The following is a 25,562-nucleotide window of genomic DNA, read 5'->3' as shown; positions in this document are numbered from 1 at the left end:
AGGTCTCGCAAAAGAAAAAGGCTTGCCGCAGCAAGCCTTTGAAAGGAGGGCATCAAGCGTTCTGGCGATGGAGCTTTTCCAGTTTCTTCTTGATTCGGTCGCGTTTGAGATTGGACAGGTAGTCAACGAACAATTTGCCATTCAGGTGGTCGCATTCATGCTGGATGCACACCGCGAGCAAGCCTTCGGCGATCAGTTCGTAAGGCTGGCCGTCGCGGTCCAGAGCCTTGACTTTAACCTTCTGTGGGCGATCGACGTTTTCGTAGAAGCCCGGCACCGAGAGGCAGCCTTCCTGATATTGCTCCATCTCGTCGGTCAGGGTTTCGAACTCGGGGTTGATGAACACCCGTGGTTCGCTGCGGTCTTCGGAGAGGTCCATCACGACGATACGTTTGTGCACGTTGACCTGGGTCGCGGCGAGGCCGATGCCTGGCGCTTCATACATTGTTTCAAACATGTCATCGACCAACTGACGCACTTCGTCGTCCACTACGGCCACAGGTTTGGCGATAGTGCGCAGGCGCGAGTCGGGGAATTCGAGGATGTCTAAAATGGCCATAAGCTCAATTGCTGCACATGTGAGGTAATGTCGGGTCGATGGCCTGGCGGGTCCGAAGATGCAGGCTACCGTTGTAAAACGTAGCTTCCTGCTCTTTTTGGTAAAGAGTCGGGAGCGAGCCACGAGGGCTCTGGCGTTCTACGCGAATGCACATAATAAAGGGATTCACCGCATGAGGAAATCACTACTCGCCTTGCTCCTTCTGGCCTCGGCCGGTTTGGCGCACGGGCAAGTGCAACTCAAGGAAGGTTTTCCACAGCAATACACCGTGGTATCGGGTGACACGCTTTGGGACATATCGGGGAAATACCTTCGTGAACCATGGAAATGGCCGGAACTCTGGCAGGCCAATCCACAGATCGAAAACCCCAATCTGATTTACCCCGGCGACTCGCTGTCGCTGGTCTACGTCAACGGGCAGCCACGCCTGACCCTCAATCGCGGCGCTTCCAGGGGCACCATCAAGCTTTCGCCACGCATCCGCAGCAGCGCGGTTGCCGATGCTATCCCGAGCATTCCGCTGCAATCGATCAACAGCTTTCTGCTGAGCAACCGCATCATCGACAAGGTCGAGGACTTCGACAAGGCGCCTTATATCGTCGCCGGCGATGCCGAACGCGTGCTCAGTGGCACCGGTGACCGAATCTTCGCTCGCGGTCACTTCGACCCGGCTCAACCGGTTTACGGCATCTTCCGTCAGGGCAAGGTCTACACCGATCCTGTCAGTAAAGAATTTTTGGGGATCAATGCCGACGATATCGGCGGTGGCGAGATTGTGGCCACCGAAGGCGACGTCGCCACCCTGGCGCTGCAACGCACCACTCAGGAAGTCCGCCTCGGCGACCGCTTGTTCAGCGGTGAGGAGCGCTCGATCAACTCGACCTTCATGCCCAGTGCGCCAAAAACCGAGATCAACGGGTTGATCATCGACGTGCCGCGCGGGGTTACCCAGATTGGCGCGCTGGATGTGGTCACGCTGAACAAGGGCCAGCGCGATGGCCTGGCCGAAGGCAACGTGTTGGTGGTGATGAAAACCGGCGAGACCGTGCGTGACCGGATCACCGGTCAGCCACTGAAAATCCCGGATGAGCGTGCCGGTTTGCTGATGGTTTTCCGCACCTACGACAAGCTCAGCTACGGGCTGGTGCTCTATGCATCACGCTCCCTGGCGGTGCTGGACAAGGTGCGAAATCCTTAACTGGATCCACAAGTTACCAACAGAGTTATCCACAGCTTATTCCCGTTTGAACGGGGCTCATAACGATCAAGGATGATCCATGTCGCTGTCTGCTTTTGCACCGGTTTCCCCTGCGGAACTGGAAGCTCGTTTACGTTTGCATCGCCTGCCGGAGCTCGGTCCTGCGCGATTCAAGAAATTGCTTGAGGCCTTCGGCTCGGCGTCCAAGGCTATCAGCGCGCCGGCCAGTGCCTGGCGTTCGTTGGGTTTGCCCCTCGCTTGCGCAGAGGCCAGGCGCTCCAGTGAAATCCGTGATGGCGCGAGCCATGCATTGGCCTGGTTAGAGCGTCCGGGCCAGCATTTACTGATGTGGGACCAACCTGACTATCCGGCACTGTTGGCGGAAATCAGTGATGCGCCGCCGCTGTTATTCGTGGCGGGCGATCCGGGAATTCTGGAAAAACCGCAGCTGGCGATGGTCGGCAGCCGTCGCGCTTCGCGGCCGGGCATGGACACCGCCGCTGCTTTTTCCCGCAGTCTGGCCGGTGCCGGTTTTGTCATTACCAGCGGTTTGGCCTTGGGCATTGATGCCGCCGCGCATCAAGCCGCTTTGGACGTGGGCGGGCGAACGGTCGGTGTACTTGGCACGGGACTTGAAAAGTTTTATCCACAGCGCAATCGACGGCTGGCGGACGCCATGATCGCTTCGGGCAGCGCGGTGCTTTCGGAGTTCCCGCTGGACGCTGGTCCCAGCGCCAGCAACTTCCCCCGGCGCAATCGAATCATCAGCGGTTTATCCCTCGGCGTGCTGGTGGTCGAGGCAAGTATCGCCAGCGGTTCGCTGATCACCGCGAGGCTGGCGGCGGAACAGGGCCGCGAGGTGTATGCGATTCCAGGTTCGATCCACCACCCGGGCGCAAAGGGTTGTCATCAGTTGATCCGCGACGGCGCGGTGCTGGTAGAAACCATCGAGCATATCCTCGAAGCCTTGCGTGGCTGGCAACGGTTGTCGTTATCCACAGCGACACCAGCAGTGACACATCCGTTGCTCATGCTGCTGCATGCCGCGCCCCACACCAGTGAAGCGTTGTCCGTCACCAGCGGCTGGGCCTTGCCAAAAGTGCTGGCAGCGCTGACGGAGCTGGAAATGGATGGCCGGGCGGTCTGCGAAAGCGGGCGCTGGTTTGCGCGGGTGAGCTAGGTTTTACAAGGAAGATCGGTAAACTGCGCAGAGCCTTATTCCGGAGAGTTTTTCATGGTCAACAGTTGGCGTGTGCAACAAGCCGCACGAGCCATTCGCGCAGGCGCGGTGATTGCCTACCCAACCGAAGCGGTCTGGGGCCTGGGTTGCGACCCGTGGGACGAAGAGGCGGTCTATCGTCTGCTGGCGATCAAGGGTCGGTCGGTGGAAAAAGGGTTGATTCTGGTGGCCGACAACATTCGCCAGTTCGACTTCCTCTTCGAAGACTTTCCTGAATTGTGGATGGATCGCATGGCCAGCACCTGGCCAGGGCCGAACACCTGGCTGGTGCCGCATCAGAATATGTTGCCGCAGTGGATTACCGGCGTGCATGAAACGGTGGCGCTGCGGGTCAGCGATCACCCGTTGGTGCGGGATTTGTGCGCGGTGGTCGGGCCGTTGGTTTCAACGTCGGCCAACCCGCAGGGCCAACCGGCGGCGCGGACGCGGATTCGCGTCGAGCAGTATTTCCGTGGGCAGGTGGATTACGTGTTGGGTGGGAATCTGGGTGGGCGCAAGAATCCGAGCGTGATTCGCGATCTGGCGACGGGCAACGTCATCCGCCCGGATTAAGACCGAGGTGCGGCTATTCGCGAGCAAGTCGAATCGTCGCACCGCCGCTCCCACAGTTGACCGGGTTTCCTCAGCGGAATGAGGTTAAATGTGGGAGCGGGCTTGCTCGCGAAGGCGTCTTCAAGGCAACAAAACAGTCGAACCCGTCGTACGCCGCGCCGACAACTCGGTCTGCGCCTTCGCCGCTTCGGCCAATGGATATTTCTGGCTGATGTCCACCTTCAACTTGCCGCTGATGATCATCTCAAACAGCTCATCCGCCATACGCTGCAGGTTCTCGGCATTGTTGGCGTAGGTCGCGAGCGTAGGGCGGGTCACGTACAGCGAACCCTTCGCCGACAGAATCCCCAGATTCACCCCGTCTACCGCACCGGACGCATTGCCGAAGCTCACCACCAGACCGCGAGGCGCCGCGCTATCTAGCGAAGTCAGCCAGGTGTCCTTGCCGACGCCGTCGTACACCACCGGGACTTTTTTCCCGTCAGTCAATTCCAGTACGCGCTGTGCGACGTTTTCATGGCTGTAGTCGATGGTCGCCCAAGCGCCGTTGGCCTTGGCCAGTGCGGCTTTCTCTGGTGAGCTGACCGTGCCGATCAACTTCACGCCCAAGGCCTTGGCCCATTGGCAGGCCAGGGAGCCGACGCCACCCGCGGCAGCGTGAAACAGGATGGTTTCGCCACCCTTGAGTTCATAGGTCTGACGCAGCAGGTACTGCACGGTCAGGCCCTTGAGCATTACGCCCGCGGCCTGTTCGAAGCTGATCGCGTCCGGCAGATGCACCAGGTTGGCCTCCGGCAACACGTGAACGTCGCTGTAGGCGCCCAATGGACCGCTGCCGTACGCCACGCGATCACCGACCTTGAACCGGGTGACTTCACTGCCCACCGCCTCGACCACACCCGCGCCTTCCGAGCCCAGGCCCGATGGCAGGGCTGGCGGCGCATAGAGACCACTGCGGTAATAGGTGTCGATGAAATTCAGGCCGATGGCCTTGTTGGTCACGCGAACCTGCTGCGGGCCAGGCTCGGCGGGTTGGTAATCGACATACTCGAGCACTTCGGGGCCGCCATGGGCGCGGAACTGGATACGCTTGGCCATCAGAACTCTCCTTAGGTCTTGGCTACTGGAGTTGTAGCGCGAAGCTCCCTATCGAACTCCCAAGCTTGATCTTCGTCAACTGCGGCAGGTCCATCTGCGATGTTATGCTACGCGCCCATTTGCGCCGGCCCCGCTTCCATCGAGCGCCGCGTAGCTTTGCCCGATTCAAGGTGATGACATGACGACCCGCACCGAGGCCGTAAAAGCCTACCTGCTCGACCTGCAAGACCGCATTTGCGCGGCCCTCGAAGCTGAAGACGGCGGCACGCAGTTCGTCGAAGACGCCTGGACCCGGACTGCCGGCGGTGGCGGCCGCACCCGGGTGATCGAAAACGGCGCGGTCATCGAAAAGGGCGGCGTCAACTTTTCCCACGTCTTCGGCAGCGGCCTCCCACCCTCGGCCAGCGCCCATCGGCCAGAACTGGCTGGCCGTGGCTTCGAAGCGCTTGGCGTGTCGCTGGTCATTCACCCCCACAACCCGTATGTGCCGACGTCCCACGCCAACGTGCGCTTTTTCATCGCTGAAAAAGAAGGCGAAGAACCGGTCTGGTGGTTCGGCGGTGGCTTCGACCTGACCCCTTATTACGGCAATGAAGAAGACTGCGTGCATTGGCACCGAGTCGCCGAACAGGCCTGCGCGCCGTTCGGTCCGGATGTGTACTCGCGCTACAAAGCCTGGTGCGACAGCTATTTCCACATCAAGCATCGTCACGAGCCGCGCGGCATCGGCGGCCTGTTCTTCGATGACTTGAACGAGTGGGACTTCGACACCAGCTTCGCTTTCATGCGCGCCATCGGTGACGCGTTCATCGACGCCTACCTGCCGATCGTGCAGCGCCGCAAAAATGATGCGTTTACCACCAAACAGCGTGAATTCCAGGAATTCCGCCGTGGGCGCTACGTTGAATTCAACCTGGTCTACGACCGCGGCACGCTGTTCGGTCTGCAATCGGGCGGGCGTACCGAGTCGATCCTGATGTCCCTGCCGCCGCAAGTACGCTGGGGCTACGACTGGAAAGCTGAGCCGGGCAGCGAAGAAGCACGGCTGACCGAGTACTTCCTGCAAGACCGCGATTGGTTGGCCAAGGCCTGAACGAGGAATTCTGATGGACCGTTACGTCGTATTCGGTAACCCGATTGGCCACAGCAAGTCGCCGCTGATCCACCGTCTGTTCGCTGAGCAGACGGCTCAAAAACTGGACTACAGCACGTTGCTGGCGCCCCTCGACGATTTTTCCACCTGCGCCCGGACGTTTTTCCTCGAGGGTCGCGGGGCGAATGTGACGGTGCCGTTCAAGGAAGAGGCCTATCGTCTGGCGAACAGTCTGACGGCGCGGGCGCAGCGCGCCGGTGCGGTGAACACCCTGAGCAAACTCGCTGATGGCAGCCTGCTGGGCGACAACACCGATGGCGCCGGACTGGTGCGGGACCTGACGGTCAACGCCGGTTTCAGCCTCAGGGGCAAACGCATCCTGCTGCTCGGTGCCGGCGGCGCGGTGCGTGGTGCGTTGGAGCCATTGCTGGCCGAGCAACCCGCCTCGGTGATCATCGCCAACCGCACGGTGGAAAAAGCCGAACTGTTGGCGGAATTATTCGCGGACCTGGGGCCGGTGTCGGCCAGTGGTTTTGATTGGTTGAAGGAGTCGGTGGACCTGATCATCAACGCGACGTCCGCCAGCCTGTCAGGGGATGTTCCGCCGATTGCCAGCAGTTTGATCGAGCCGGGCAAAACGGTGTGCTACGACATGATGTACAGCAAGGAGCCGACCTCGTTCTGCCGTTGGGCCAGTGAACATGGCGCGGCGGTGTCGATGGATGGTTTGGGGATGCTCGCTGAACAAGCGGCAGAAGCCTTCTTCCTGTGGCGCGGCGTACGCCCGGACACGGCGCCGGTGCTGGCCGAACTCCGCCGCCAGTTGGCCCTTTAAAAGCTTCGCGAGCAAGTCGAATGGCCGCGACACCGATTTCGGATCAGTCCTCAAACCGGATCGGGCATTTCTCCGCCCCTTCCAGCTTCCTCAATTCTTCCACCACCTGCGGCCGCGCGCGCCGCAGGGTCAGGCTGCGATCCTGGCGCAATAGCCGTCGCGCTTCCTGGTGCAGCATCTCCACGCCTGAATAGTCGATGAAGTTGATCTGTTGCGCCTCGATCACCACGCGCGCGCCGTGCATCCGTTGCAGGCGTACTTGCAGGTAATGGCTGGCGCCGAAAAAGATCGAACCGCCAACCCGCAGAATGTCTTCATCCCCATCCCGCCAATGCTGGACTCGCGGTTGCGAGGTGCGTTTGAGGTAGAAGAATAGCGAGGCCAGCACCCCGGCGTAGATCGCGGTCTGCAATTCCAGCAGCAGCGTGGCGACACAGGTCAGCGCCATGACCAGGAACTCGGCGCGGCTGACCCGCAACAACGCGCGAATGCCGCGATGATCCACCAGCCCCCAGGCGATCAACAAAATACTGCCGGCCATGGCCGGGATCGGAATGTGCGCGATCAAATTCGCGCCGAAGATGGCGAACAGCGCCACCCACACCGCCGAAAAAACGCCGGCCATCGGCGAGCAGGCACCCGCTTCGTAGCTCAGGCCCGAGCGGGTGAAGGAACCGGCTGACAGTGATCCGGAAAAAAACGCACCCACCATGTTCGATAAACCCTGGGCGCGGACTTCCTGATTGGCGTCGAGCAACTGCTGGGAGCGGGCCGACAAGGATCGGGCAATCGACAGACTGGTGACCAGCCCGAGCATGCCCACCGCCACCGCGCTGGGTAGCAAGCGCAGAATCAGGTCCAGATCCAGCGGCAGCGGGCTGAAAGGTGGCAACCGCCCGACAAATGCGCTGACCAACTTCACATGACCGAACATCGATGGCCAGAGCCAGACCAGCAATCCGCTCAGTACCAGGGTGATCAATAGCGTCGGCCAGCGCGGCAGGAGCAATTTCAGGATCACGCCCACGACGACCGTCGCCAGGCCCAGCATTAGCGACGGTTTATCCACTTCGCCAAGATGACTGAACAGCATCATCAAGCTGTTCAGCGCTGTTGCCTGGTTGGGCAAGTCCAGCCCCAACAGATTCGGCAGTTGGCCGATGGCAATCACCACCGCCGCGCCGAGGGTGAAACCCAGCACCACCGAGTGCGAGACGAAATTCACCAAGGCGCCGAAGCGCAGCAAACCGAGCAGCCACTGGAAAAGGCCGGCAAGCAGCGTCAGCAACAGGATCAGGGTGACGTAGTCCTCTGACGCAGGAACGGCCAGAGGACTGACGCTGGCATACAAGACAATAGAAATCGCCGCCGTAGGACCGCAGATCAAGTGCCACGAAGAACCCCAGAGACACGCGATCAGCACCGGGATAATCGCAGCGTACAGACCGTATTCAGGTGGGAGACCGGCGATCAGCGCGTAGGCAATGGATTGCGGCAACGCGAGAATCGCACCGCTGAGGCCGACGATCAGGTCGCGACCGACGCTGGCGCGGGTTTGCCGAGGCAACCAGCTGAGGAAGGGGAAGAGTGAATGGCGGCTTGGAAAGGCCATGGGTCCTCTCGGGTGGGGGTTTGCGCAAGGGTAGCAGGGTGTGAGGGGTGTCAGATGAATCCACCCCTCACCCTAACCCTCTCCCCAGAGAGGCGAGGGGACTGACCGAGTTGTTTTCTCAAGCTACATTGACCTGAAATATCGAGGTGAACGCAGGATTTGAAAAGCGTGGAGATCGGCCCCCTTTCCCCTCTCCCCCGTGGGGAGAGGGCTGGGGTGAGGGGTCGATCCTGAGCCAGAAACAGAATCCAGCATCACCCGATCAAAGCTTCGCTTTCACCGCCCCCAACGCATCCTTCCCATCCACTGTCTTCACCCCATCCAGCCACTTATCCAGTACCGCCGGATTAGCCTTGATCCACGCCTTGGCCGCATCAGCATTGCTGACCTTCTTGTTCACCACCTCGGCCATGATGCTGTTCTCCATGTCCTGGGTGAAACTCAGGTTGGTGAGCAGTTTGCCAACGTTCGGGCAGGCCTGTGCATAACCTTTGCGGGTCAGGGTATGGACGCTGCCGGTGTCGCCGAAGTACTTCTCGCCGCCCTTGAGGTAATGCATTTTCAGTTGCACGTTCATCGGGTGCGGGGTCCAGCCGAGGAAGGTCACGAACTTCTGTTTTTTCACCGCGCGGGACACTTCGGCCAGCATGGCCTGCTCGCTGGACTCGACCAGTTTCCACTGGCCCATGTCGAAGTCGTTCTTCTTGATGATTTCCTGCAAGGAGATGTTGGCGGGAGCGCCGGAGCCGATGCCATAGATCTTCTTGTCGAACTTGTCGGCGTACTTGTTCAGGTCGGAAAAGTTATGCACACCCGCGTCCCAGACATAATCCGGGACCGCGAGGGTGAATTCGGTGCCATCGAGGTTCTTCGCCAGTTGCGTGACATCGCCGGTGGCCACGAACTTGTCGTAGAAACCCTGCTGCGCCGGCATCCAGTTACCGAGAAACACGTCGACCTGGCCATCTTTCAAGCCGCCAAAGGTGATCGGCACTGCAAGCGTGTCGACTTTGGCCTTGTAGCCCATGCCGTCCAGCAGAAACCCGGTGATGGCGTTGGTCGCGGCGATGTCGCTCCAGCCAGGGTCGGCCATTTTCACCGTCTCGCAACTCTGATCGGCATACGCCGATGCACTGCCCAGAGCCAGAAGCCCGACCGTCATTGCTGTGGATAACCTACGCATGGCATTCCCCTTAACATTATTGGTTTTGGCAGGGTTGTGGATAACGTGCTTTACGCTCCAGATCGTCGAGGTCGATGTGGTTGCGCATGTACTGCTGACTGGCGTCCACCAGTGGCTGGTGATCCCAGCTCTTCAGCTTGCCGATGGTTAACGCCTCGGCGACAAAACGTCGGCGTCGCTGGCTGGCGAGCACTTGTTGATGGATCGCCGGGATATCCCATTTGGCCCGGGCTTCGGCGAGAAATTCTTCGAAAAGCGACCGATGTTGCGGCGATTGGCTGAGTTCTTCCTGTTCGCGCGGGTCGTTGTGTACATCGAAGAGCAGGCAAGGGTCGTCTTCGCTGTAGATGAATTTGTAGGCGCCGCGGCGAATCATCATCAGCGGGCTGATGGTGCCTTCGGCCATGTATTCGCCGAAGACCTCGTCATGACCGCCCTGCCCTTGCAGGTGCGAGACCAGCGAGCGGCCATCCAGCGGCAGCCCAGGCTCCAGTGACCCGCCGGCCAGTTCGACGAAGGTCGGCAACAGATCGGCGGTGGAGACCGCCGCGCTGACCCGGCCAGCCCCGAATTGCCCCGGCGCACTGATCAACAGCGGCACGCGGGCGGCCATTTCGTACCAATGCATTTTGTACCAGAGCCCACGCTCGCCGAGCATGTCGCCGTGGTCGCCGGAGAACACGATGATGGTGTCATCGATCAGACCGGTTTCCTCGAGTGTTTGCAGGAGTTTGCCGACGTTGCTATCGATATAGCTGCACGCACCGAAGTATGCCCGGCGCGCATCGCGAATCTTATCCACAGGCAACGGTTTGTCCCACAGGTCGTAAACTTTGAGCAAACGCTGGGAGTGCGGATCAAGTTCGGTCTGCGCCGGGGTTTCAGGCAACGGGATATCTGCGTCGTCATACATATCCCAGAAAGCCTTGGGAATGGTGTACGGGTCGTGTGGGTGAGTCATCGAAACGGTGAGGCAGAACGGCTGATCGCCATCTTCCCGGATGTGATCGAACAAATACTGTTGGGCCTTGAACACCACCTCTTCGTCGAAATCCAGCTGATTGGTGCGTACACATGGGCCGGCTTGCAGTACCGAAGACATGTTGTGAAACCAGGTTGGACGCACGTCTGGCTCGTCCCAGTTCACAGACCAGCCGTAATCGGCCGGGTAGATGTCGCTGGTCAAGCGTTCTTCATAGCCGTGCAGCTGATCCGGGCCGCAGAAATGCATCTTGCCCGACAGCGCGGTGCGGTAGCCGAGTCGACGCAGGTAGTGGGCATAAGTCGGTACATCGGCAGGGAAATCGGCCGCATTGTCGTAGGCGCCGATCTTGCTCGGCAACTGACCGCTGACCAGGGTAAAGCGCGACGGCGCGCACAGTGGGCTGTTGCAATACGCGGCGTCGAACACCACGCCTTCGGCGGCGAGGCGGCTGAGATTGGGCAGTTTGATGGGCGAAGGGCCGTAGAACGGCAACATTGGCGCGGCCATCTGATCGGCCATGATGAAAAGAATATTCTTGCGCTTCATGTGATCGCGGCATTCCATAGTGAATATTTATGCGAGAGTGCTGCGATCGAGCATGTAGCCCAAGCAATTTGTGGTAAAGCCCATGCGCGGCAATGACTAGGATAAGCACAGCTTATGTATGACGCCCTTGGTGATTTGTCTCTGGATTTGCTTCGCGCCTTCGAAGCAGCGGCCCGTCAGCGCAGCTTCACGGCTGCTGCGGTGGAGCTCGGCACCACGCAACCGGCCATCAGCCAGCAGATCAAGCGGTTGGAGGAACAACTCGGGACGCGGCTGTTCGACCGGATCTATCGCGGCATCGAATTGACTGAGGCCGGGACGATCCTGTTTGAGCAGGTTCAGCTCGGATTGCAGAACATCGACGCAGGATTGAGCGCGATCAGCGCACAGCACCAACATGAAGTGTTGCAGGTCGCCACCGACTTCGCCTTCGCCGCATACTGGCTGATGCCGCGCCTGCACCGCTTTCATGCCGCCAATCCTCAAGTGGACGTCAGCCTGGTCACCAGCGAACGCAGCCTCAATATGCTGCGCACCGATATTGATGTGGCGGTGTTGTTTGGTGATGGCCGATTCAAACAGGGCGAAAGTCATTGGCTGTTCAGCGAAGAAGTCTTTCCGGTGTGCAGCCCGTTGCTATTGAAGGATCGTCCCCTGCCCTTGCCCTCCCAGTCATTGCTCGAGTTTCCGCTGCTGCACCTTCGAGGCGAAAACAGCAGCAACTGGTTCGACTGGAGCGGCGTGTTTCGGGAGTTGGGGATCGCTTCGGCACCCGCGCCTGGGCAATTGCGCTTCGACAATTACACGCTGTTGATTCAAGCGGCGATTGGCGGCCAGGGCGTGGCGATTGGTTGGCGGCACCTTGTGGATAACTTGCTGGCGCAAGGTTTGTTGTGTCGACCGATCGCGGAAACGGTGATTTCCAGGCTCGGCTATTACGTGGTCCTGCCCCAGCGGAAACGGCGTGGTGTGCTGATTCAACAGTTTGTGGACTGGTTGATGGCTGAGCAGGCCAGCAGTGCGCAATCGTTGAATGGCTTACCGTTGCCGTCGATTGCCGTTTAGAAGCGAAAAGATCGCAGCCTGCGGCAGCTCCTACAGGGCTCCGCGTATCGGTATCGATCTTTACGATTCTGAAGTCGCAACGAAATTCACGTGTTCGCCGACATGCAGGTTCAACCGCAACTCATCGGCAATCCCTGTCGCCACCCGGCTCAACCGTTCAAGCGGTTCGGCGAGACCCGGCTCCAGGCTGCTGCTGACGTGGCTGAAATGCTCGATGGTCAACCCAGCCACCCCGCGCGGCGCATTGATCAGTGTCCAGTGCAAGGTGCTGCTTTGCAGGGCCTCGCGGATTTCTTCGGCGGCGTGGCGTTGCAGTCGATCTTCTATCTCCGGATCGTCCAATACCTCGAAATCGCCCACCAGAAACAACCGGGCAATCCCCGAGGCCTGCATGCCATCGATCAGAGCATCCACCGCCAGCACTTGCTCGACCGGGCCGGGCACGATGGATTTCTCCACGTGCTCGCTGTTCATCGGCAACCCTGGTGCATCCAGCAGACAGATCACCGCCGAACAGCCGGCGACGCTCTGCTTGACCCGCTTGGCGTCGAACAAATCACCGGATTTGGTCCGCAATCCCGGGCGCGGCGCGAGCGCCGTCAAATCATCGATAATCGCGATCACTTCATGTTGGCGCCGCAGCATTTCAGCCATCAGCGCACTGCCCAGGCTACTCATGGCACCATAAAGCACCACTTTCACCACCGGGGTTTCGGCATTTTTCATGGCCGTGCTCCGTTCTTCCTATCTTTATGGCGTGTGACCTGTGGGAAACGACGCCGGTTCGACTCGGTTCAGAGGGTTTCAAATGCAGCAGATCAAGGGCTACCACGCCCATGTCTACTTCAACGCCAGCACCCTTCCTCAGGCGCGAGCCTTGTGTGAGCAGGCGGCGCAACTGTTTCCAGTGAGGATGGGGCGCGTCCATGAACGCCCGGTGGGCCCGCACCCGGACTGGAGCTGCCAGTTGGCTTTCGAGCCGCAATACATCGGCGACGTGCTGCCCTGGCTTGCGCTCAACCGCAAGGGTTTGGTGGTGTTCCTGCACCCGGACACCGGCGACGATCTGCTCGACCACACCGAGCATGCCATCTGGATGGGCGCGATTCGGCCACTGGATCTGTCTATTTTTTGATCAGTTTACAACTGTTCCTCAGCTTCGCCGGGCAAATGTTCGTCCAGATGCAGCCAGGGCAGACGGTTGTCAGTCCAGATATGTTTTTCGGCGGGTGCCTGCTCGGGATGATCGAGGGTGGCGATGGTCACGTCGATGCTGTCCGGGCTCAGGTGCGAGACCAGCGCCAGCTGCGCCCCACAGTTGTCGCAGAAATACCGCACGCAGGTTGTTGAAGAGTCGTACTGCGCCGGCGTCCCTTTCACCCATTCAAAGGCTGACGCGGGCACGGTGATCCAGGTGGTCACGATCCCGCCGCTGACCCGTCGGCAAATCGAACAATGACAGTGGGCGATGTCGTGCAAAGGCCCGCTGAATTGATAGCGCAGATGTCCGCAATGGCAGCCGCCCGTATGAATTTCGGCCATGTTTTTTCCTCCTGCCCCGTATTCAGGGACATTGAACCCGTCCGACGACCGGTTGCACATCTGGTCAATGCTTTCATCCGCGAAAGCTGGCTGAAAGCTTCCCCGATTAGGATCGCCCCCACTGCCGGCAACAGACCGGTTGGCCAACGTGAGTGTTTGATTGCTTGCACGGTCCATTTAACAACAACAATGGTGATCCTGATGTCCTCTTCTACCCGCCGCTTCGCTGTCACTCCGCCCATACGCCTCGTGCTTCCCGTTCTGCGCTGACCCACCCGGTTCGCCCATTCCCTAGCCGCGCTATGCCTGGAGTATTCCCATGCTGACTTTCCTTGGCTTTGCCATGGTCATCACGTTCATGTTTCTGATCATGACCAAGCGCCTGTCCGCGCTGATCGCTCTGATCATCATCCCGATCCTGTTCGCGCTGTTCGGTGGTTTTGCGCCGAAGATCGGCCCGATGATGCTCGAAGGCATCACCAAGCTCGCACCGACCGGTGTGATGCTGATGTTCGCCATTCTGTACTTCGCCCTGATGATCGACTCCGGCCTGTTCGACCCGGCCGTGCGCAAGATCCTCAAACTGGTCAAGGGCGACCCGTTGAAAGTTTCGGTCGGCACCGCCGTACTGGCGCTGATCGTGTCCATGGACGGTGATGGCGCCACCACTTATATGATCTGCGTGGCCGCCATGCTGCCGCTCTACGCCCGTATCGGCATGAGCCCGCGGATCATGGCCGGCCTGATCATCCTCGCCGGTGGCGTGATGAACATGACGCCTTGGGGCGGGCCGACCGCTCGTGCGGCCAGTGCGCTGCACGTGGACCCGTCCGACATCTTCGTACCGATGATTCCGGCGATGGCTTTCGGGGTGCTGGCCATCCTCATGATTGCCTACTTCTATGGCAAGCGTGAGCGTGCGCGCCTGGGTGAGCTGCACCTGGTGGGCGATGAAATCGACCACAGTGAAATCAGCGTTTCGCAATTCCCGGATGCCCGTCGTCCGAAGTTGATCTGGTTCAACGGCGCCCTGACCCTGGCCCTGATGGGCACCCTGGTGGCCGGTCTGTTGCCGCTGCCGGTGCTGTTCATGGTGGCTTTCAGTATCGCAATGATCGTCAACTACCCATGCCTGCAGCAGCAGAAAGACCGCGTCGCGGCTCACGCCGGTAGCGTGCTGGCCGTGGTCGGTTTGATCTTCGCGGCCGGTATCTTCACCGGTATCCTGACGGGCACCGGCATGGTCGATGCGATGTCGAAAAGCCTGTTGGCGGTCATCCCGGACTTCCTCGGCCCGTACCTGGCAGTGATCACTGCACTGGTGAGCATGCCGTTCACGTTCTTCATGTCGAACGATGCATTTTATTACGGCGTGTTACCGGTACTTGCGGAAGCCGCCAGTCATTACGGTATAACCGCGGTTGAAATGGCACGTGCCTCGATCGTCGGTCAGCCCGTCCACTTGCTGAGCCCGCTGGTACCATCGACCTACCTGTTGGTGGCCCTGGCCGGTATCGACTTCGGTGATCACCAGCGTTTCACCCTGAAGTGGGCAGTGCTGGTTTGCATGTGCATACTGATCGCCGCTTTGCTGATGGGGATTTTTCCGCTGTTCAGCACTCTATAAGCCCAAGACTCACCATGAAGGGTCCAGGCTTTGTTGTTTGAAGCCCGGGCCCTTCGTGGTTTAACACTCGCACAAAGGAATACACATGGAATGGCTGACCAACCCTGAAATCTGGGTTGCCTTCTTCACCCTGACCGCCCTGGAAATCGTCCTGGGTATCGATAACATCATCATGATTTCGATCCTGGTCAGCCGCATGCCCAAGCACATGCAGGCGCGCACGCGGATTTTCGGCCTGGCACTGGCCATGGTCACGCGGATCCTGTTGCTGCTGTCGATCACCTGGGTCATGCGCCTCACCGCGGACCTGTTCGAAGTGTTCGGCCAAGGCATTTCCGGGCGTGACCTGATCCTGTTCTTCGGTGGTCTGTTCCTGCTGTGGAAGAGCTCGCAAGAGATGTACCACGCGCTGGAAGGTGAAGACGAAACCAATGAGGAGCCGGGCGGCAAGGGCGGCAACTTCCTCTACACCATCATTCAGATCGCGATCATCGACATCGTGTTCTCGCTGGACTCGGTCATCACCGCCGTGGGCATGGTGTCCCACGTACCGGTCATGGTCGCGGCGATCGTCGTTGCCGTGCTGGTGATGATGTGGGCTTCGGGCACCATCAGCGAGTTCATCGACAAGCACCCGTCGTTGAAGATGCTGGCGCTGTCGTTCCTGTTGATCGTCGGTACTGTGCTGATTGCTGAGTCTTTTGACGTTCACGTGCCAAAAGGCTACGTCTACTTCGCCATGGCGTTCTCGCTGGCGGTGGAAGCGATCAACATCAAGATGCGCACCGCGATGATGAAAAAGCGCAAGCAGCAGGATCCGGTGAAACTGCGCAAGGACATTCCGGGTCAATAACCCGAATGCCATGTGATGACAAAGGGGCCTTCGGGCCCTTTTTTCATATCTGCATCAACCTGTTTTTATGACAGTTTTGTTTCAATCGCTACTTTAGCTGTGCGATGCTGGCGCGCAGACCGTTAGCCAACTACAGCTTAAGTACAGAACGTAGAAGAACGCGCGGCACCGTCAACTTGCCCCTTTGGGGCGCTACCACCACAGGGGGCCAGCATGCTCACCCTGCTCAATTTGTTATCTGCCGTGGCCTTGTTGATCTGGGGCACGCACATCGTCCGAACCGGCATCCTGCGGGTCTACGGTTCCAACCTGCGCCATGTGATTGGCCGGAACATGTCCAAGCGCTGGCTGGCGTTCATCTCGGGGATCGTCGTGACGGCGATGGTCCAGAGCAGCAACGCCACCGCCATGCTCGTCACCTCCTTTGTCGGTCAGGGCTTGATGGCGCTGACCCCGGCCCTGGCGACCATGCTCGGGGCCGACGTCGGTACCGCGCTGATGGCGCGGGTGCTGACCTTTGACCTGTCATGGCTGTCACCGCTGCTGATCTTTCTCGGGGTGATTTTCTTCCTGTCACGCAAACAGACCCGACTGGGCCAGATGGGCCGGGTCAGCATCGGCCTGGGGCTGATCATTCTGGCGCTGCAACTGATCGTCGAGGCTGCCGCGCCGATTACCCAGGCCCAAGGCGTGAAGGTGATTTTCGCCTCACTGACCGGCGACATCCTGCTGGATGCCCTGGTCGGCGCGCTGTTTGCGATGGTTTCCTACTCCAGTCTGGCCGCCGTCCTACTGACCGCGACCCTGGCCGGAGCTGCAGTGATCAGCCTGCCCGTGGCCATCGGCCTGGTGATCGGCGCCAACATCGGCAGCGGCATCCTTGCCTTCCTCAGCACCAGCATGCAGAACGCCGCCGGCCGCCAAGTGGCGTTGGGCAGCCTGCTGTACAAGTTGATCGGTCTGTTGCTGATCATCCCGGTACTCGACCCGTTGGTGCACTGGATCGACAGTCTGGACTTCAGCCCGCAGGAAATGGTCATCGGCTTTCACCTGCTCTACAACACCGCGCGCTGCCTGATCTTGCTGCCGAGTGTTGGGCCGATGGCCAGGTTCTGTGCGTGGGTGCTGCCGGAGCGCCCGCAAGCCAACGGCACTGCCAAACCGCGGCATCTTGATCCGACAGCGCTGGTCACGCCCAGCCTGGCGCTGGCCAATGCCGCCCGGGAAACCCTGCGCATCGGCGACCTGATCGACAACATGCTCGAGGCCATGCTCGACGTGCTGAACGGCAAGCAAACCGCCATTACCCAGGAAATGCGGCGCCTGACCGATGATGTGGAATCGCTCTATGGCGCGATCAAACTGTATCTGGCGCAAATGCCCCGCGAAGACCTCAGTGAGCAGGACAGCCGGCGCTGGGCGGAAATCATCGAGCTGGCGATCAACCTTAAACTCGCCAGCGACCTCATCGAACGCATGTTGCGCAAGGTCCAGCAGCAGAAAACCTCTCAGCGCCGGTCTTTTTCCGAGGTCGGCCTGGAAGAGTTGGCGGGGCTGCACACTCAGTTGATATCCAATCTGCGCCTGGGGTTGTCGGTGTTCCTCAGTGCTGATAAGGAAAGTGCCCGCCAGTTACTGCGTGAGAAACGTCGCTTTCGCGCACAGGAACGGCGCCTGGCCCATGCTCACGTCAGCCGATTGCAACGTAAGATCGTGCAAAGTATCGAAACCAGCTCGTTGCACCTTGAGTTGATTGCCGACATGAAGCGTCTGAATTCGCTGTTTTGCAGCAGCGCCTATGTGGTGCTGGAAACTTCCGACACCGGTGCTCTGGCGGTCGACGAATTCGCTGACATCACTCATTCACCCTGAACGTCCACAGTTGCCTGAAGTCTGTTGAACTTACGCTAGCCGTATGGAAACTCGTTATGCGTTGTTTGTTGTTCGCCTGTCTGTTGCTTGGCTCATTCCCTTCATTTGCCCTGGATCGCTTTCAGGTCGAGGGCTATACGCTGCCCAACGGCCTGCAATTGATGCTCAAACCTGGCACCGAGCGCGGGCATGTGGCGATTCGTCTGGTGGTCGGCGTCGGTATCGATGATTTTAGCTGCGCCGACAAGGAGCTGCCGCACCTGCTTGAGCACTTGCTGTTCAGCGGCATCGACGCCACGGGCGAAGGCGGGCTGGAAGAACGCATGCAGGCCCTGGGTGGCGAGTGGAACGCCTACACCAGCAATGCCGACACGACGTTCGTCATCGAAGCCCCGGCGAAAAACCAGCGCAAGGTCCTCGACCTGCTGCTGGCGCTGCTGACCCAGACCCGAATCGACGACAACGCCATCAACGCCGCCAAACAAGTGGTCGAGCGCGAAGACGGCGGCCATTACTCGCACCTGCAACGCTGGCTGGATCGCCAGGACCTTGGCCACACGGCGAGTAATCAGCTGGCGGTGGAACTGGGCCTTAAATGCCCCGAGCGGCCTGAGGTCGATCACCTGACCCGCGATCAGTTGGAAAAGGTACGCAAGGCCTGGTACGCGCCCAACAACATGACCCTGATCGTGGTCGGCGACCTCGAGCGGTTGCTGCCGGCCTATCTGGAACGGTCTTATGGCGCGCTTCAAGCGGTCGACCCGACCGATCACCTGCCCCTGCCGGCGATCCAGGTCAGTGCTGCCCATGAGCGCACCCTGAGTCACGGTTTTGTCGGCGGCAGTGCCAAGTTGCATTGGCTGGTACCGGAGCCGGTGCTGGAGGATCAGCACGATGAAACCTTCGACTTGCTCAAGGACTATCTGGACTGGGCGCTCTACCGCCAGCTGCGCCTGACTCATAGCTTGTCCTACGGGCCTTCGGTCGAGCGCGAGGTGTTTGGCGGTGTGGGCTTCATGAGCCTGAACGCAGACCTTGAGCGCGACGACGTGCCCGAGGCCGAACAGGTGCTGGATGATCTGAAGGCCGGGTTGCTCAGGGACGGTCTCAATGCCAACACCTTCAACCGCCTAAAGCAGGCCGCCATCGCCCGCCAGGCCTGGGCCGTGCAAGGCAACAGCGCGTTGGCCGATTATTACTGGAGTGCCCTTGGGGACTACGAGGACGGCCGTTTCGCCAACCCGGCCAAGGAACTGCAAGGGGTGACGCTGGAGGAAGCAAACAAGGCCATGCGTGAATTGCTCATGCAGCCGGGCTACCTGCGGATCGAACAGCCGTTGATCAGTGATGATCTGTTTGTGTGGGCGATTGCCGGGGTGCTGGGGCTCAGCATATTGATGCTGATGGGTTGGCGCTTGCATCGAAGGGCACCGCGAACCGTGTAGCAGCTGGCGCAGCCTGCGTTCGGCTGCGAAGCAGTCGCCAATCCGGTATGTCAGATAAACCTGACGGACCGCGTTGAATGATTTTACGACTGCTTCGCAGCCGAACGCAGGCTACGCCAGCTGCTACAAGGGTTTTGTGATCGGATCGCAGCCCCTCGCCACGCCGCCCTCTCGGCGGTACCCTGTCGGGGATTTTTCCCACGACTATTGCGAACCGCCGAATGCCTACTCTGACCCTATACGTCCAGCGCATCCTGGAATTGATGAAGCGCTACCCAGGGGTCATTGCGCTCGGCGGTTTCATTTCCGGGGTCGGCAGCTTCATTCTGGTGGATCGCCAGCAAGGTCTGGCGACCTGGATCACCACCATCATGCTGGTCAGCTGGATCTGGCTGATGCTGGAAAACAGCCTGACCAAGCTGTTCGCCAGGATCTTCAAACGCGAAATCCCCCAACCTCTGCTGCGCTACGCCACGCAAATGATCCACCAGGAAAGCCTGTTCTTCGTCCTGCCGTTCTTTTTTATCACCACCACCTGGAACAGCGGCCAGCTGTTCTTTACCGGGCTGCTGGGCATCGCCGCGCTGATTTCCATCATCGACCCGCTCTACTACAAATGGCTGGCCCCCCGGCGCTGGGCGTTCCTGGCACTGCACACACTGACGCTGTTCGCTGCACTGCTGACCGCGCTGCCCATCATCCTGCACCTGACCACCGCTCAGAGCTTCAAACTGGCCCTGGGCACCGCCGTCGTGCTGTCGTTCCCGAGCCTGGCGTCGATCTTCCCGATTCGTACCGTGCGCAACGCCTTGGCGATTCTCAGTATCACGCTGGGCATCGGCGCGCTCGGTTGGGTGCTTCGGTCTTGGGTGCCTCCGGCGACCTTGTGGATGACCGACGTGGCGATCAGCACGCAAATGCAGGACCGCACACCTGGCAAGAGTCTGGAAGAAGTCAGCGCCGACCAGATCCGTGGTGACGGGCTGTATGCCTACACCGCGATCAACGCCCCGCGCGGTCTGGATGAGCGGATCTATCACGTGTGGCAGTTCAACGGCAAAGAGGTCGACCGTATCCCGCTGGATATCCACGGCGGGCGCAAGGAAGGCTATCGGGCCTGGACCCACAAGCAGAATTTCCCCGGCAACCCCGCAGGTAAATGGCAGGTTCGAGTGCTGACCGAAGATGGCCAGGTCATCGGTGTGTTGCGCTTCGTGGTAAAGGACAACACGGGGGCGACTGCCGCAAAGTAACCCGTTCGTGCTATTACGTAGAGCTGCGTAATAGCCGATAAAGCACGGAGCTTATGACCAGCAGCACAATGCCCGGCAGTGCCCGACTGGACACCTCTCACTCCCCTGCTCAGTTGCGGGTCACGGGTGACTGGACGCTTGCCCATTACGCCGATCTCAAGCAACTGAGCGAAAAGCTCCGCGGCCAATACGACGACAGCACTCACATCGACCTCAACGGCCTCGGCGCGCTCGACACCGCCGGCGCGTCGCTGCTGGTGGAGTTGCTCGGGTCCGAGCGTTTGGGCCGATCCGCCGAACACCCCGATTGCACACTGTCCTCGGCCGACCGAGCCTTGTTGCAGACCGTCTATTGCTCGCTGACCGACTTCTGCGTGCCGATCAAAGAGCCGGAAATCAGCGTCGGCATTCAACTGCTGACCCGCATCGGCCGCGCGGTTGACGCGGTCTGGCAGGACACCCTGCAATTGCTGGGTTTCGTCGGCCTGATTCTGGAAACCATCGCCCGCGGCCTGTTTCGCCCGAAACGCTGGCGCATTACGCCGATGGTGGCGCACATCGAACAGACCGGCCTCGACGCCGCGCCTATCGTTGCCCTGCTGACCTTCCTGGTGGGCGCGGTGGTGGCGTTTCTCGGGGCGACGGTGTTGGCGAGTTTTGGCGCGAGTATTTTCACCGTGGACCTGGTGGCGTTCTCCTTCCTGCGCGAGTTCGGTGTGTTGCTGACCGCGATCCTGATGGCCGGTCGCACCGCCAGTGCGTTCACCGCGCAGATCGGCTCGATGAAAGCCAACGAGGAAATCGACGCCATCCGCACCTTGGGCCTCGACCCGATGGAGCTGCTGGTGGTGCCGCGCGTGTTGGCCCTGCTGGTCGCGCTGCCGATGCTGACCTTTCTGGCGATGCTTTCGGGGATCGTCGGCGGCGGTGTGGTTTGCGCGGTGTCGCTGGATATCTCGCCGGCGATGTTTCTGTCGTTGCTGCAAACCGACATCGGTGTTCAGCATTTTTTGGTGGGGATCGTCAAAGCGCCGATCTTCGCGTTCCTGATCGCCGCGATCGGCTGTCTTGAAGGCTTCAAAGTCAGCGGCAGCGCCGAGTCCGTCGGCGCCCACACCACGTCGAGCGTGGTGCAGTCGATTTTCGTGGTGATCGTGCTCGACGCCGTGGCCGCGCTGTTTTTCATGGAGATGGGCTGGTGAGTCGTCTACCCCGAGCGCCCTCCGAGGCGGTGATCGAAGTCCGCGGTCTGTGCAATCGCTTCGGTCGCCAGAGCGTGCATGAGAACCTCGACCTGGATTTGTACAAGGGCGAAATCCTTGCCGTGGTCGGCGGTTCCGGCAGCGGTAAATCGGTGCTGTTGCGCAGCATCGTCGGCTTGCGCCAGCCCAGCGAAGGGGTGGTGAAGGTCTTCGGTAAAAACCTGCCGACGCTGTCCGAACACGAACGCTCGATGGTCGAACGGCGCTTCGGCGTGCTGTTCCAGAAAGGCGCCCTGTTCTCTTCGCTGACGGTCACCGAGAACGTCGCCCTGCCCCTGATCGAGCATGCCGGTTTGAGCCGAGAGGACGCCGAGCACCTGGCGGCAGTGAAAATGGCCTTGGCCGGGTTGCCGCTGTCGGCGGCCGACAAGTACCCCGCTTCGCTGTCCGGCGGCATGATCAAGCGTGCGGCACTGGCCCGCGCGCTGGCGCTGGACCCGGACATCCTGTTTCTCGACGAACCCACCGCTGGCCTCGATCCGATTGGCGCGGCGGCTTTCGATCAATTGATCCTGACCCTGCGCGATGCGTTGGGCCTGAGTGTGTTTCTGGTCACCCACGACCTCGACACGCTCTACACCATCACCGACCGCGTGGCGGTGCTGGCGCAGAAAAAAGTGCTGGTGGCGGATGCCATCGACAAAGTCTCGGAAACTGACGACGCGTGGATTCACGAATACTTCCACGGCCCTCGCGGCCGCGCGGCGCTGACCGCCGCTCAACAGCTTAAGGAGGTCTGACATGGAAACCCGAGCCCATCATGTATTGATCGGCCTGTTCACCGTGATTGTGGTGGCGGGCGCCCTGCTCTTCGGTTTGTGGCTGGCCAAGTCCAGCGTCGACACCGAGTTCAAGGATTACGAAGTCGTCTTCAACGAGGCGGTCAGCGGCCTGTCCAAGGGCAGTGCCGTGCAGTACAGCGGGATCAAGGTCGGCGACGTGGTGACCCTGCGCCTGGACCCGAAAGACCCGCGCCGGGTGTTGGCGCGGATTCGTCTGGGCGGTGATACGCCGATCAAGGAAGACACCCGGGCCATATTGGCGCTGACCGGGATCACCGGGACCTCGATCATTCAACTCAGTGGCGGTACTCCGCAGAGTCCGAAGCTCAAGGGCAAGGACGGTGAGTTACCGACAATTATTGCATCGCCCTCGCCTATCGCTCGCTTGTTGAGTGACAGCGGCGACCTGATGGCTGGCGTGTCCATGCTGATGCACAACGCCAATCAGATGTTTTCTTCGGAGAACGTCGAGCGCATCAGCAAGACCCTTGAGCATCTGGAGCAAACCACCGGGACCATCGCCGACCAGCGCGGCGATATTCGCCAGGCGATGCAGCAACTGGCATCGGTCGGCAAGCAGGCCGGCGCCATGCTGGAACAGACGTCCGCGCTGATGCGCAACGCCAATGGCATGCTCAACGATCAAGGCAAGCAGATGTTCGGCAGCGCCGAGCAGGCGATGAAATCGCTGGAGCAAAGCAGCGCGACCATCAATACGTTGCTCACGACCAATCAGGATTCGCTCAACAGCGGCATGCAAGGCCTCAATGGCCTGGCCCCGGCGGTGCGTGAACTGCGCGACACCCTGACGTCGTTGCGGGCTATTTCCCAGCGTCTGGAAGCCAACCCCACCGGTTATTTGCTGGGCAATGACAAGAACAAGGAGTTCACGCCATGAAGCTGACTCGACTCGCCCTCCTCGCCAGCTTCATTGTGCTCAGCGCCTGCTCGATCCTGCCCAAGGCCGAGCCGTCCGATGTCTATCGGTTGCCTTCGGCCCAGAGCAGCGCATCGGCCAGTCACGGGACGCCGCAGCGCTGGTCGCTGCGCCTGACCAAGCCGCAGGCCAGCGAGGCTTTGAACAGCCCAAAGATCGCCGTGATCCCTCAGGGTGATCTGATCAGCAGCTACACGGCTTCACGCTGGAGCGACCCGGCACCGGTGTTGCTGCGCAATCGTCTGTTGGATGGTTTCCAGCGTGATGGTCGGGTGCCATTGCTGAGCACCGACGACAGCAACTTCCAGGCGGATCTTGAACTGGGAGGTAGCCTGCAGGCATTCCAGACTGAATACCAGGGAACGCACGCGAGCGTCGTCGTGCGTCTGGATGCATTGCTCGTGCGCGGTTATGACCAGCGAATTCTCGCCAGCCGACGTTTCGAAGTACGCCAGCCGTTGAGTGATGCGAAGGTGCCGGCGGTGGTGGCCGGGTTTGGCCAGGCCAGTGATCAACTGACGGCGCAGGTGGTGAGTTGGGCGGTTGAGCAAGGGCAGAAGGCTGCCCCGCCGCCAAGGCCATAAAGGTCGCACGCACATCTAATGTGGGAGCGGGCTTGCTCGCGAAGGCGGTGTGTCAGTCAACAGAGATGTTGAATGTACCGGCCTCTTCGCGAGCAAGCCCGCTCCCACAGGGATCTCGTTTAGCCGAAGAACCAGTAACAAACGCCGATCGCGCCGAGAACGCCGGCCAACTCCGCCAGCAACGCACACCCCACCGCATGCCGCGCCCGCTGGATGCCCACCGCGCCGAAGTACACCGCCAATACATAGAAGGTCGTTTCGGTACTGCCCTGAATCGTCGCCGCCACCAGCGCCGGGAAGCTGTCCACGCCAGACGTTTTCATGGTTTCGATCAGCATCGCCCGGGCGGCGCTGCCGGAGAACGGCTTGACCATGGCGGTCGGCAGCGCATCGACGAAGCGCGTGTCCCAACCGGCCCATTCCACCAGATGCCGAATCCCGTCCAGGCCAAAGTCCAGTGCTCCGGATGCCCGCAGCACGCCGACGGCACACAGCATCGCCACCAGATACGGCAGCAGGTTCTTGGCCACGTCGAAGCCTTCTTTGGCGCCTTCGACGAACGCTTCGTAGACCTTCACCTTACGTAACGCGCCAATCACCAGGAACAACATGATCAGCCCGAACAGCGTCACGTTGCCGAGGATCGATGACAGGCCGGCCAGAGCGGTCGCTGAGAGCGTCGCCAGCAGCGCCATGAAGGCACCGAGGGCCAAGGCGCCGGGAATCAGGTACGCGAGCACCACGGGGTCCCACAGGCGCAGACGCTGCATGAACGCCACCGACAGCAGGCCGACCAATGTCGAGCAACTGGTGGCGAGCAGGATTGGCAGGAACACCAGGGTCGGATCGGGCGCACCTTGCTGGGCGCGGTACATGAAGATCGTCACCGGCAGCAGGGTCAGGGAGGAGGCGTTGAGCACCAGAAAGAGGATCTGCGCGTTGCTGGCGATGGTGTCGCTGGGGTTGAGTTCTTGCAGCGCCTTCATGGCTTTAAGGCCGATTGGCGTGGCGGCGTTGTCCAGGCCCAGGCCGTTGGCGGCGAAGTTCAGCGTGATCAGGCCGATGGCTGGGTGCCCGGCCGGCACTCCTGGCATCAGCCGCAGGAACAACGGGCCCAGCGCTTTGGCCAGCCACTCGACGATCCCGGCCTTCTCGGCAATCCGCAGAAAGCCCAGCCAGAGCGTCAGGGTGCCGAACAACAGGACCATGACTTCGACCGACAACTTGGCCATGGCGAAAATGCTTTCCACCATCGCCGCGAAGATCCCGGCGTTACCGCCGATCAGCCATTGCGCCAGTGCCGAAACGGCAGCCACGATGAAGAAGCCAAGCCACAGGCCATTAAGCATCAGTCAAATCCCCCGAAGAATGCGGCGAATGATAGCGGGGTAGCCAGAAACGACAAACCCCGGATTTCTCCGGGGTTTGTTTATTACTAC

24 protein-coding genes are annotated in these 25,562 nt (G+C 60.4%); 16 read left to right on the top strand and 8 right to left on the bottom strand.

The features are described 5' to 3' along the window. Window positions 1–52: 52 nt before the first annotated feature. Entirely contained in the window at window positions 53–559 is a 507-nt protein-coding gene (gene def, locus ACSQ87_RS00505) for a peptide deformylase (protein ID WP_008155676.1), read from the bottom strand. 172 nt (window positions 560–731) lie between these two features. Between def and ACSQ87_RS00500 the strand changes: the two genes are divergently transcribed. The 3 genes from ACSQ87_RS00500 (at window position 732) to ACSQ87_RS00490 (ending at window position 3,549) form a co-directional block, all read left to right on the top strand. Beyond that, on the top strand, window positions 732–1,757 hold the full coding sequence (locus ACSQ87_RS00500; protein ID WP_223431364.1) for a LysM peptidoglycan-binding domain-containing protein: 1,026 nt from the start codon (window positions 732–734) through the stop codon (window positions 1,755–1,757). A gap of 79 nt (window positions 1,758–1,836) precedes the next feature. Next, window positions 1,837–2,937 (top strand): DNA-processing protein DprA, encoded by a 1,101-nt coding sequence (dprA, locus tag ACSQ87_RS00495; protein WP_436273146.1) that lies wholly within the window; start codon window positions 1,837–1,839, stop codon window positions 2,935–2,937. A gap of 54 nt (window positions 2,938–2,991) precedes the next feature. After that, window positions 2,992–3,549, top strand: a complete 558-nt coding sequence (locus tag ACSQ87_RS00490; protein ID WP_008155669.1) for an L-threonylcarbamoyladenylate synthase — start codon at window positions 2,992–2,994, stop codon at window positions 3,547–3,549. 120 nt (window positions 3,550–3,669) lie between these two features. Here ACSQ87_RS00490 and ACSQ87_RS00485 read toward each other — a convergent pair whose 3' ends face one another. After that, entirely contained in the window at window positions 3,670–4,647 is a 978-nt protein-coding gene (locus ACSQ87_RS00485) for an NADPH:quinone reductase (protein ID WP_111448163.1), read from the bottom strand. A 178-nt stretch (window positions 4,648–4,825) separates the two neighbouring features. On the opposite strand from ACSQ87_RS00485, the gene hemF reads away from it, so the two are divergent. Next, window positions 4,826–5,740, top strand: a complete 915-nt coding sequence (gene hemF / locus ACSQ87_RS00480; RefSeq protein WP_436273145.1) for an oxygen-dependent coproporphyrinogen oxidase — start codon at window positions 4,826–4,828, stop codon at window positions 5,738–5,740. Between the two features lie 13 nt (window positions 5,741–5,753). After that, on the top strand, window positions 5,754–6,575 hold the full coding sequence (gene aroE, locus ACSQ87_RS00475) for a shikimate dehydrogenase (protein ID WP_436273144.1): 822 nt from the start codon (window positions 5,754–5,756) through the stop codon (window positions 6,573–6,575). 43 nt (window positions 6,576–6,618) lie between these two features. Here the strand turns inward: aroE and ACSQ87_RS00470 are convergent, their stop codons facing one another. From ACSQ87_RS00470 to betC, 3 genes are all read right to left on the bottom strand, one after another. After that, on the bottom strand, window positions 6,619–8,187 hold the full coding sequence (locus tag ACSQ87_RS00470; RefSeq protein ID WP_436273143.1) for a SulP family inorganic anion transporter: 1,569 nt from the start codon (window positions 8,185–8,187) through the stop codon (window positions 6,619–6,621). Between the two features lie 262 nt (window positions 8,188–8,449). Then, window positions 8,450–9,370 carry a choline ABC transporter substrate-binding protein gene (gene choX, locus ACSQ87_RS00465; RefSeq protein WP_150657788.1) on the bottom strand — a complete coding sequence of 307 codons (921 nt, stop codon included), beginning with the start codon at window positions 9,368–9,370 and terminating at the stop codon, window positions 8,450–8,452. A gap of 16 nt (window positions 9,371–9,386) precedes the next feature. Next, complete coding sequence (betC, locus tag ACSQ87_RS00460; RefSeq protein ID WP_436273142.1) at window positions 9,387–10,901, bottom strand: choline-sulfatase; 1,515 nt, start codon at window positions 10,899–10,901, stop codon at window positions 9,387–9,389. Between the two features lie 114 nt (window positions 10,902–11,015). Here betC and ACSQ87_RS00455 point away from each other — a divergent pair, with 114 nt between their 5' ends. Next, the gene (locus tag ACSQ87_RS00455; RefSeq protein WP_436273141.1) at window positions 11,016–11,966 is read left to right on the top strand and encodes a choline sulfate utilization transcriptional regulator; all 951 of its coding nucleotides are present in this window, start codon (window positions 11,016–11,018) and stop codon (window positions 11,964–11,966) included. Between the two features lie 60 nt (window positions 11,967–12,026). Here ACSQ87_RS00455 and ACSQ87_RS00450 read toward each other — a convergent pair whose 3' ends face one another. Next, on the bottom strand, window positions 12,027–12,692 hold the full coding sequence (locus tag ACSQ87_RS00450; protein ID WP_436273140.1) for an NAD(P)-dependent oxidoreductase: 666 nt from the start codon (window positions 12,690–12,692) through the stop codon (window positions 12,027–12,029). 82 nt (window positions 12,693–12,774) lie between these two features. Between ACSQ87_RS00450 and ACSQ87_RS00445 the strand changes: the two genes are divergently transcribed. After that, window positions 12,775–13,101: a DOPA 4,5-dioxygenase family protein gene (locus ACSQ87_RS00445; RefSeq protein WP_223431373.1), complete on the top strand. Its 327-nt coding sequence runs from the start codon at window positions 12,775–12,777 to the stop codon at window positions 13,099–13,101. Between the two features lie 5 nt (window positions 13,102–13,106). Here ACSQ87_RS00445 and ACSQ87_RS00440 read toward each other — a convergent pair whose 3' ends face one another. Continuing rightward, complete coding sequence (locus ACSQ87_RS00440) at window positions 13,107–13,508, bottom strand: GFA family protein (protein ID WP_223431374.1); 402 nt, start codon at window positions 13,506–13,508, stop codon at window positions 13,107–13,109. A gap of 319 nt (window positions 13,509–13,827) precedes the next feature. On the opposite strand from ACSQ87_RS00440, the gene ACSQ87_RS00435 reads away from it, so the two are divergent. The 9 genes from ACSQ87_RS00435 to ACSQ87_RS00395 all read left to right on the top strand — a co-directional run bounded on the left by ACSQ87_RS00435 (window position 13,828) and on the right by ACSQ87_RS00395 (window position 24,123). Next, entirely contained in the window at window positions 13,828–15,135 is a 1,308-nt protein-coding gene (locus ACSQ87_RS00435) for a CitMHS family transporter (RefSeq protein WP_056738463.1), read from the top strand. An 85-nt stretch (window positions 15,136–15,220) separates the two neighbouring features. Then, the gene (locus ACSQ87_RS00430) at window positions 15,221–15,988 is read left to right on the top strand and encodes a TerC family protein (protein ID WP_223431376.1); all 768 of its coding nucleotides are present in this window, start codon (window positions 15,221–15,223) and stop codon (window positions 15,986–15,988) included. Between the two features lie 213 nt (window positions 15,989–16,201). Beyond that, the gene (locus ACSQ87_RS00425) at window positions 16,202–17,860 is read left to right on the top strand and encodes a Na/Pi cotransporter family protein (protein ID WP_223431377.1); all 1,659 of its coding nucleotides are present in this window, start codon (window positions 16,202–16,204) and stop codon (window positions 17,858–17,860) included. Between the two features lie 56 nt (window positions 17,861–17,916). Next, window positions 17,917–19,305: a M16 family metallopeptidase gene (locus ACSQ87_RS00420; protein ID WP_223431378.1), complete on the top strand. Its 1,389-nt coding sequence runs from the start codon at window positions 17,917–17,919 to the stop codon at window positions 19,303–19,305. A 221-nt stretch (window positions 19,306–19,526) separates the two neighbouring features. After that, window positions 19,527–20,558: a DUF5924 family protein gene (locus ACSQ87_RS00415; RefSeq protein WP_436273139.1), complete on the top strand. Its 1,032-nt coding sequence runs from the start codon at window positions 19,527–19,529 to the stop codon at window positions 20,556–20,558. Window positions 20,559–20,611: 53 nt separating this feature from the next. Next, window positions 20,612–21,760 (top strand): MlaE family lipid ABC transporter permease subunit, encoded by a 1,149-nt coding sequence (locus ACSQ87_RS00410; RefSeq protein WP_436273138.1) that lies wholly within the window; start codon window positions 20,612–20,614, stop codon window positions 21,758–21,760. Further along, window positions 21,757–22,560, top strand: a complete 804-nt coding sequence (locus ACSQ87_RS00405; RefSeq protein ID WP_436273137.1) for an ABC transporter ATP-binding protein — start codon at window positions 21,757–21,759, stop codon at window positions 22,558–22,560. The genes ACSQ87_RS00410 and ACSQ87_RS00405 overlap by 4 nt, the downstream gene beginning before the upstream one ends. Window position 22,561: 1 nt before the next feature. After that, a complete protein-coding gene (locus ACSQ87_RS00400; RefSeq protein ID WP_436273136.1) occupies window positions 22,562–23,500 on the top strand; it encodes an MlaD family protein in 939 nt (312 codons plus the stop codon). Then, window positions 23,497–24,123, top strand: a complete 627-nt coding sequence (locus ACSQ87_RS00395; protein ID WP_223432362.1) for an ABC-type transport auxiliary lipoprotein family protein — start codon at window positions 23,497–23,499, stop codon at window positions 24,121–24,123. Before ACSQ87_RS00400 ends, ACSQ87_RS00395 begins: the two co-directional genes overlap by 4 nt. A 119-nt stretch (window positions 24,124–24,242) precedes the next feature. Here the strand turns inward: ACSQ87_RS00395 and ACSQ87_RS00390 are convergent, their stop codons facing one another. After that, window positions 24,243–25,472, bottom strand: coding sequence for a nucleoside recognition domain-containing protein (locus tag ACSQ87_RS00390; RefSeq protein WP_150657803.1), 1,230 nt, complete (start codon window positions 25,470–25,472; stop codon window positions 24,243–24,245). Between the last annotated feature and the right edge of the window lie 90 nt (window positions 25,473–25,562).

Source organism: Pseudomonas sp. LjRoot277 (genome assembly GCF_964253845.1).
GTDB lineage: Bacteria > Pseudomonadota > Gammaproteobacteria > Pseudomonadales > Pseudomonadaceae > Aquipseudomonas.
This window is presented reverse-complemented; position numbering and strand designations above follow the sequence as displayed.

Coding starts and splice junctions, on each gene's coding strand:
- aroE (WP_436273144.1), top strand. CDS start 5,754: ATGGACCGTTACGTCGTATTCGGTAACCCGATTGGCCACAGCAAGTCG.
- betC (WP_436273142.1), bottom strand. CDS start 10,901: ATGAAGCGCAAGAATATTCTTTTCATCATGGCCGATCAGATGGCCGCG.
- ACSQ87_RS00470 (WP_436273143.1), bottom strand. CDS start 8,187: ATGGCCTTTCCAAGCCGCCATTCACTCTTCCCCTTCCTCAGCTGGTTG.
- ACSQ87_RS00490 (WP_008155669.1), top strand. CDS start 2,992: ATGGTCAACAGTTGGCGTGTGCAACAAGCCGCACGAGCCATTCGCGCA.
- ACSQ87_RS00485 (WP_111448163.1), bottom strand. CDS start 4,647: ATGGCCAAGCGTATCCAGTTCCGCGCCCATGGCGGCCCCGAAGTGCTC.
- dprA (WP_436273146.1), top strand. CDS start 1,837: ATGTCGCTGTCTGCTTTTGCACCGGTTTCCCCTGCGGAACTGGAAGCT.
- ACSQ87_RS00450 (WP_436273140.1), bottom strand. CDS start 12,692: ATGAAAAATGCCGAAACCCCGGTGGTGAAAGTGGTGCTTTATGGTGCC.
- ACSQ87_RS00415 (WP_436273139.1), top strand. CDS start 19,527: ATGCCTACTCTGACCCTATACGTCCAGCGCATCCTGGAATTGATGAAG.
- ACSQ87_RS00445 (WP_223431373.1), top strand. CDS start 12,775: ATGCAGCAGATCAAGGGCTACCACGCCCATGTCTACTTCAACGCCAGC.
- hemF (WP_436273145.1), top strand. CDS start 4,826: ATGACGACCCGCACCGAGGCCGTAAAAGCCTACCTGCTCGACCTGCAA.
- ACSQ87_RS00430 (WP_223431376.1), top strand. CDS start 15,221: ATGGAATGGCTGACCAACCCTGAAATCTGGGTTGCCTTCTTCACCCTG.
- ACSQ87_RS00425 (WP_223431377.1), top strand. CDS start 16,202: ATGCTCACCCTGCTCAATTTGTTATCTGCCGTGGCCTTGTTGATCTGG.
- ACSQ87_RS00410 (WP_436273138.1), top strand. CDS start 20,612: ATGACCAGCAGCACAATGCCCGGCAGTGCCCGACTGGACACCTCTCAC.
- def (WP_008155676.1), bottom strand. CDS start 559: ATGGCCATTTTAGACATCCTCGAATTCCCCGACTCGCGCCTGCGCACT.
- ACSQ87_RS00420 (WP_223431378.1), top strand. CDS start 17,917: ATGCGTTGTTTGTTGTTCGCCTGTCTGTTGCTTGGCTCATTCCCTTCA.
- ACSQ87_RS00440 (WP_223431374.1), bottom strand. CDS start 13,508: ATGGCCGAAATTCATACGGGCGGCTGCCATTGCGGACATCTGCGCTAT.
- ACSQ87_RS00400 (WP_436273136.1), top strand. CDS start 22,562: ATGGAAACCCGAGCCCATCATGTATTGATCGGCCTGTTCACCGTGATT.
- ACSQ87_RS00455 (WP_436273141.1), top strand. CDS start 11,016: ATGTATGACGCCCTTGGTGATTTGTCTCTGGATTTGCTTCGCGCCTTC.
- ACSQ87_RS00435 (WP_056738463.1), top strand. CDS start 13,828: ATGCTGACTTTCCTTGGCTTTGCCATGGTCATCACGTTCATGTTTCTG.
- ACSQ87_RS00500 (WP_223431364.1), top strand. CDS start 732: ATGAGGAAATCACTACTCGCCTTGCTCCTTCTGGCCTCGGCCGGTTTG.
- ACSQ87_RS00395 (WP_223432362.1), top strand. CDS start 23,497: ATGAAGCTGACTCGACTCGCCCTCCTCGCCAGCTTCATTGTGCTCAGC.
- ACSQ87_RS00390 (WP_150657803.1), bottom strand. CDS start 25,472: ATGCTTAATGGCCTGTGGCTTGGCTTCTTCATCGTGGCTGCCGTTTCG.
- choX (WP_150657788.1), bottom strand. CDS start 9,370: ATGCGTAGGTTATCCACAGCAATGACGGTCGGGCTTCTGGCTCTGGGC.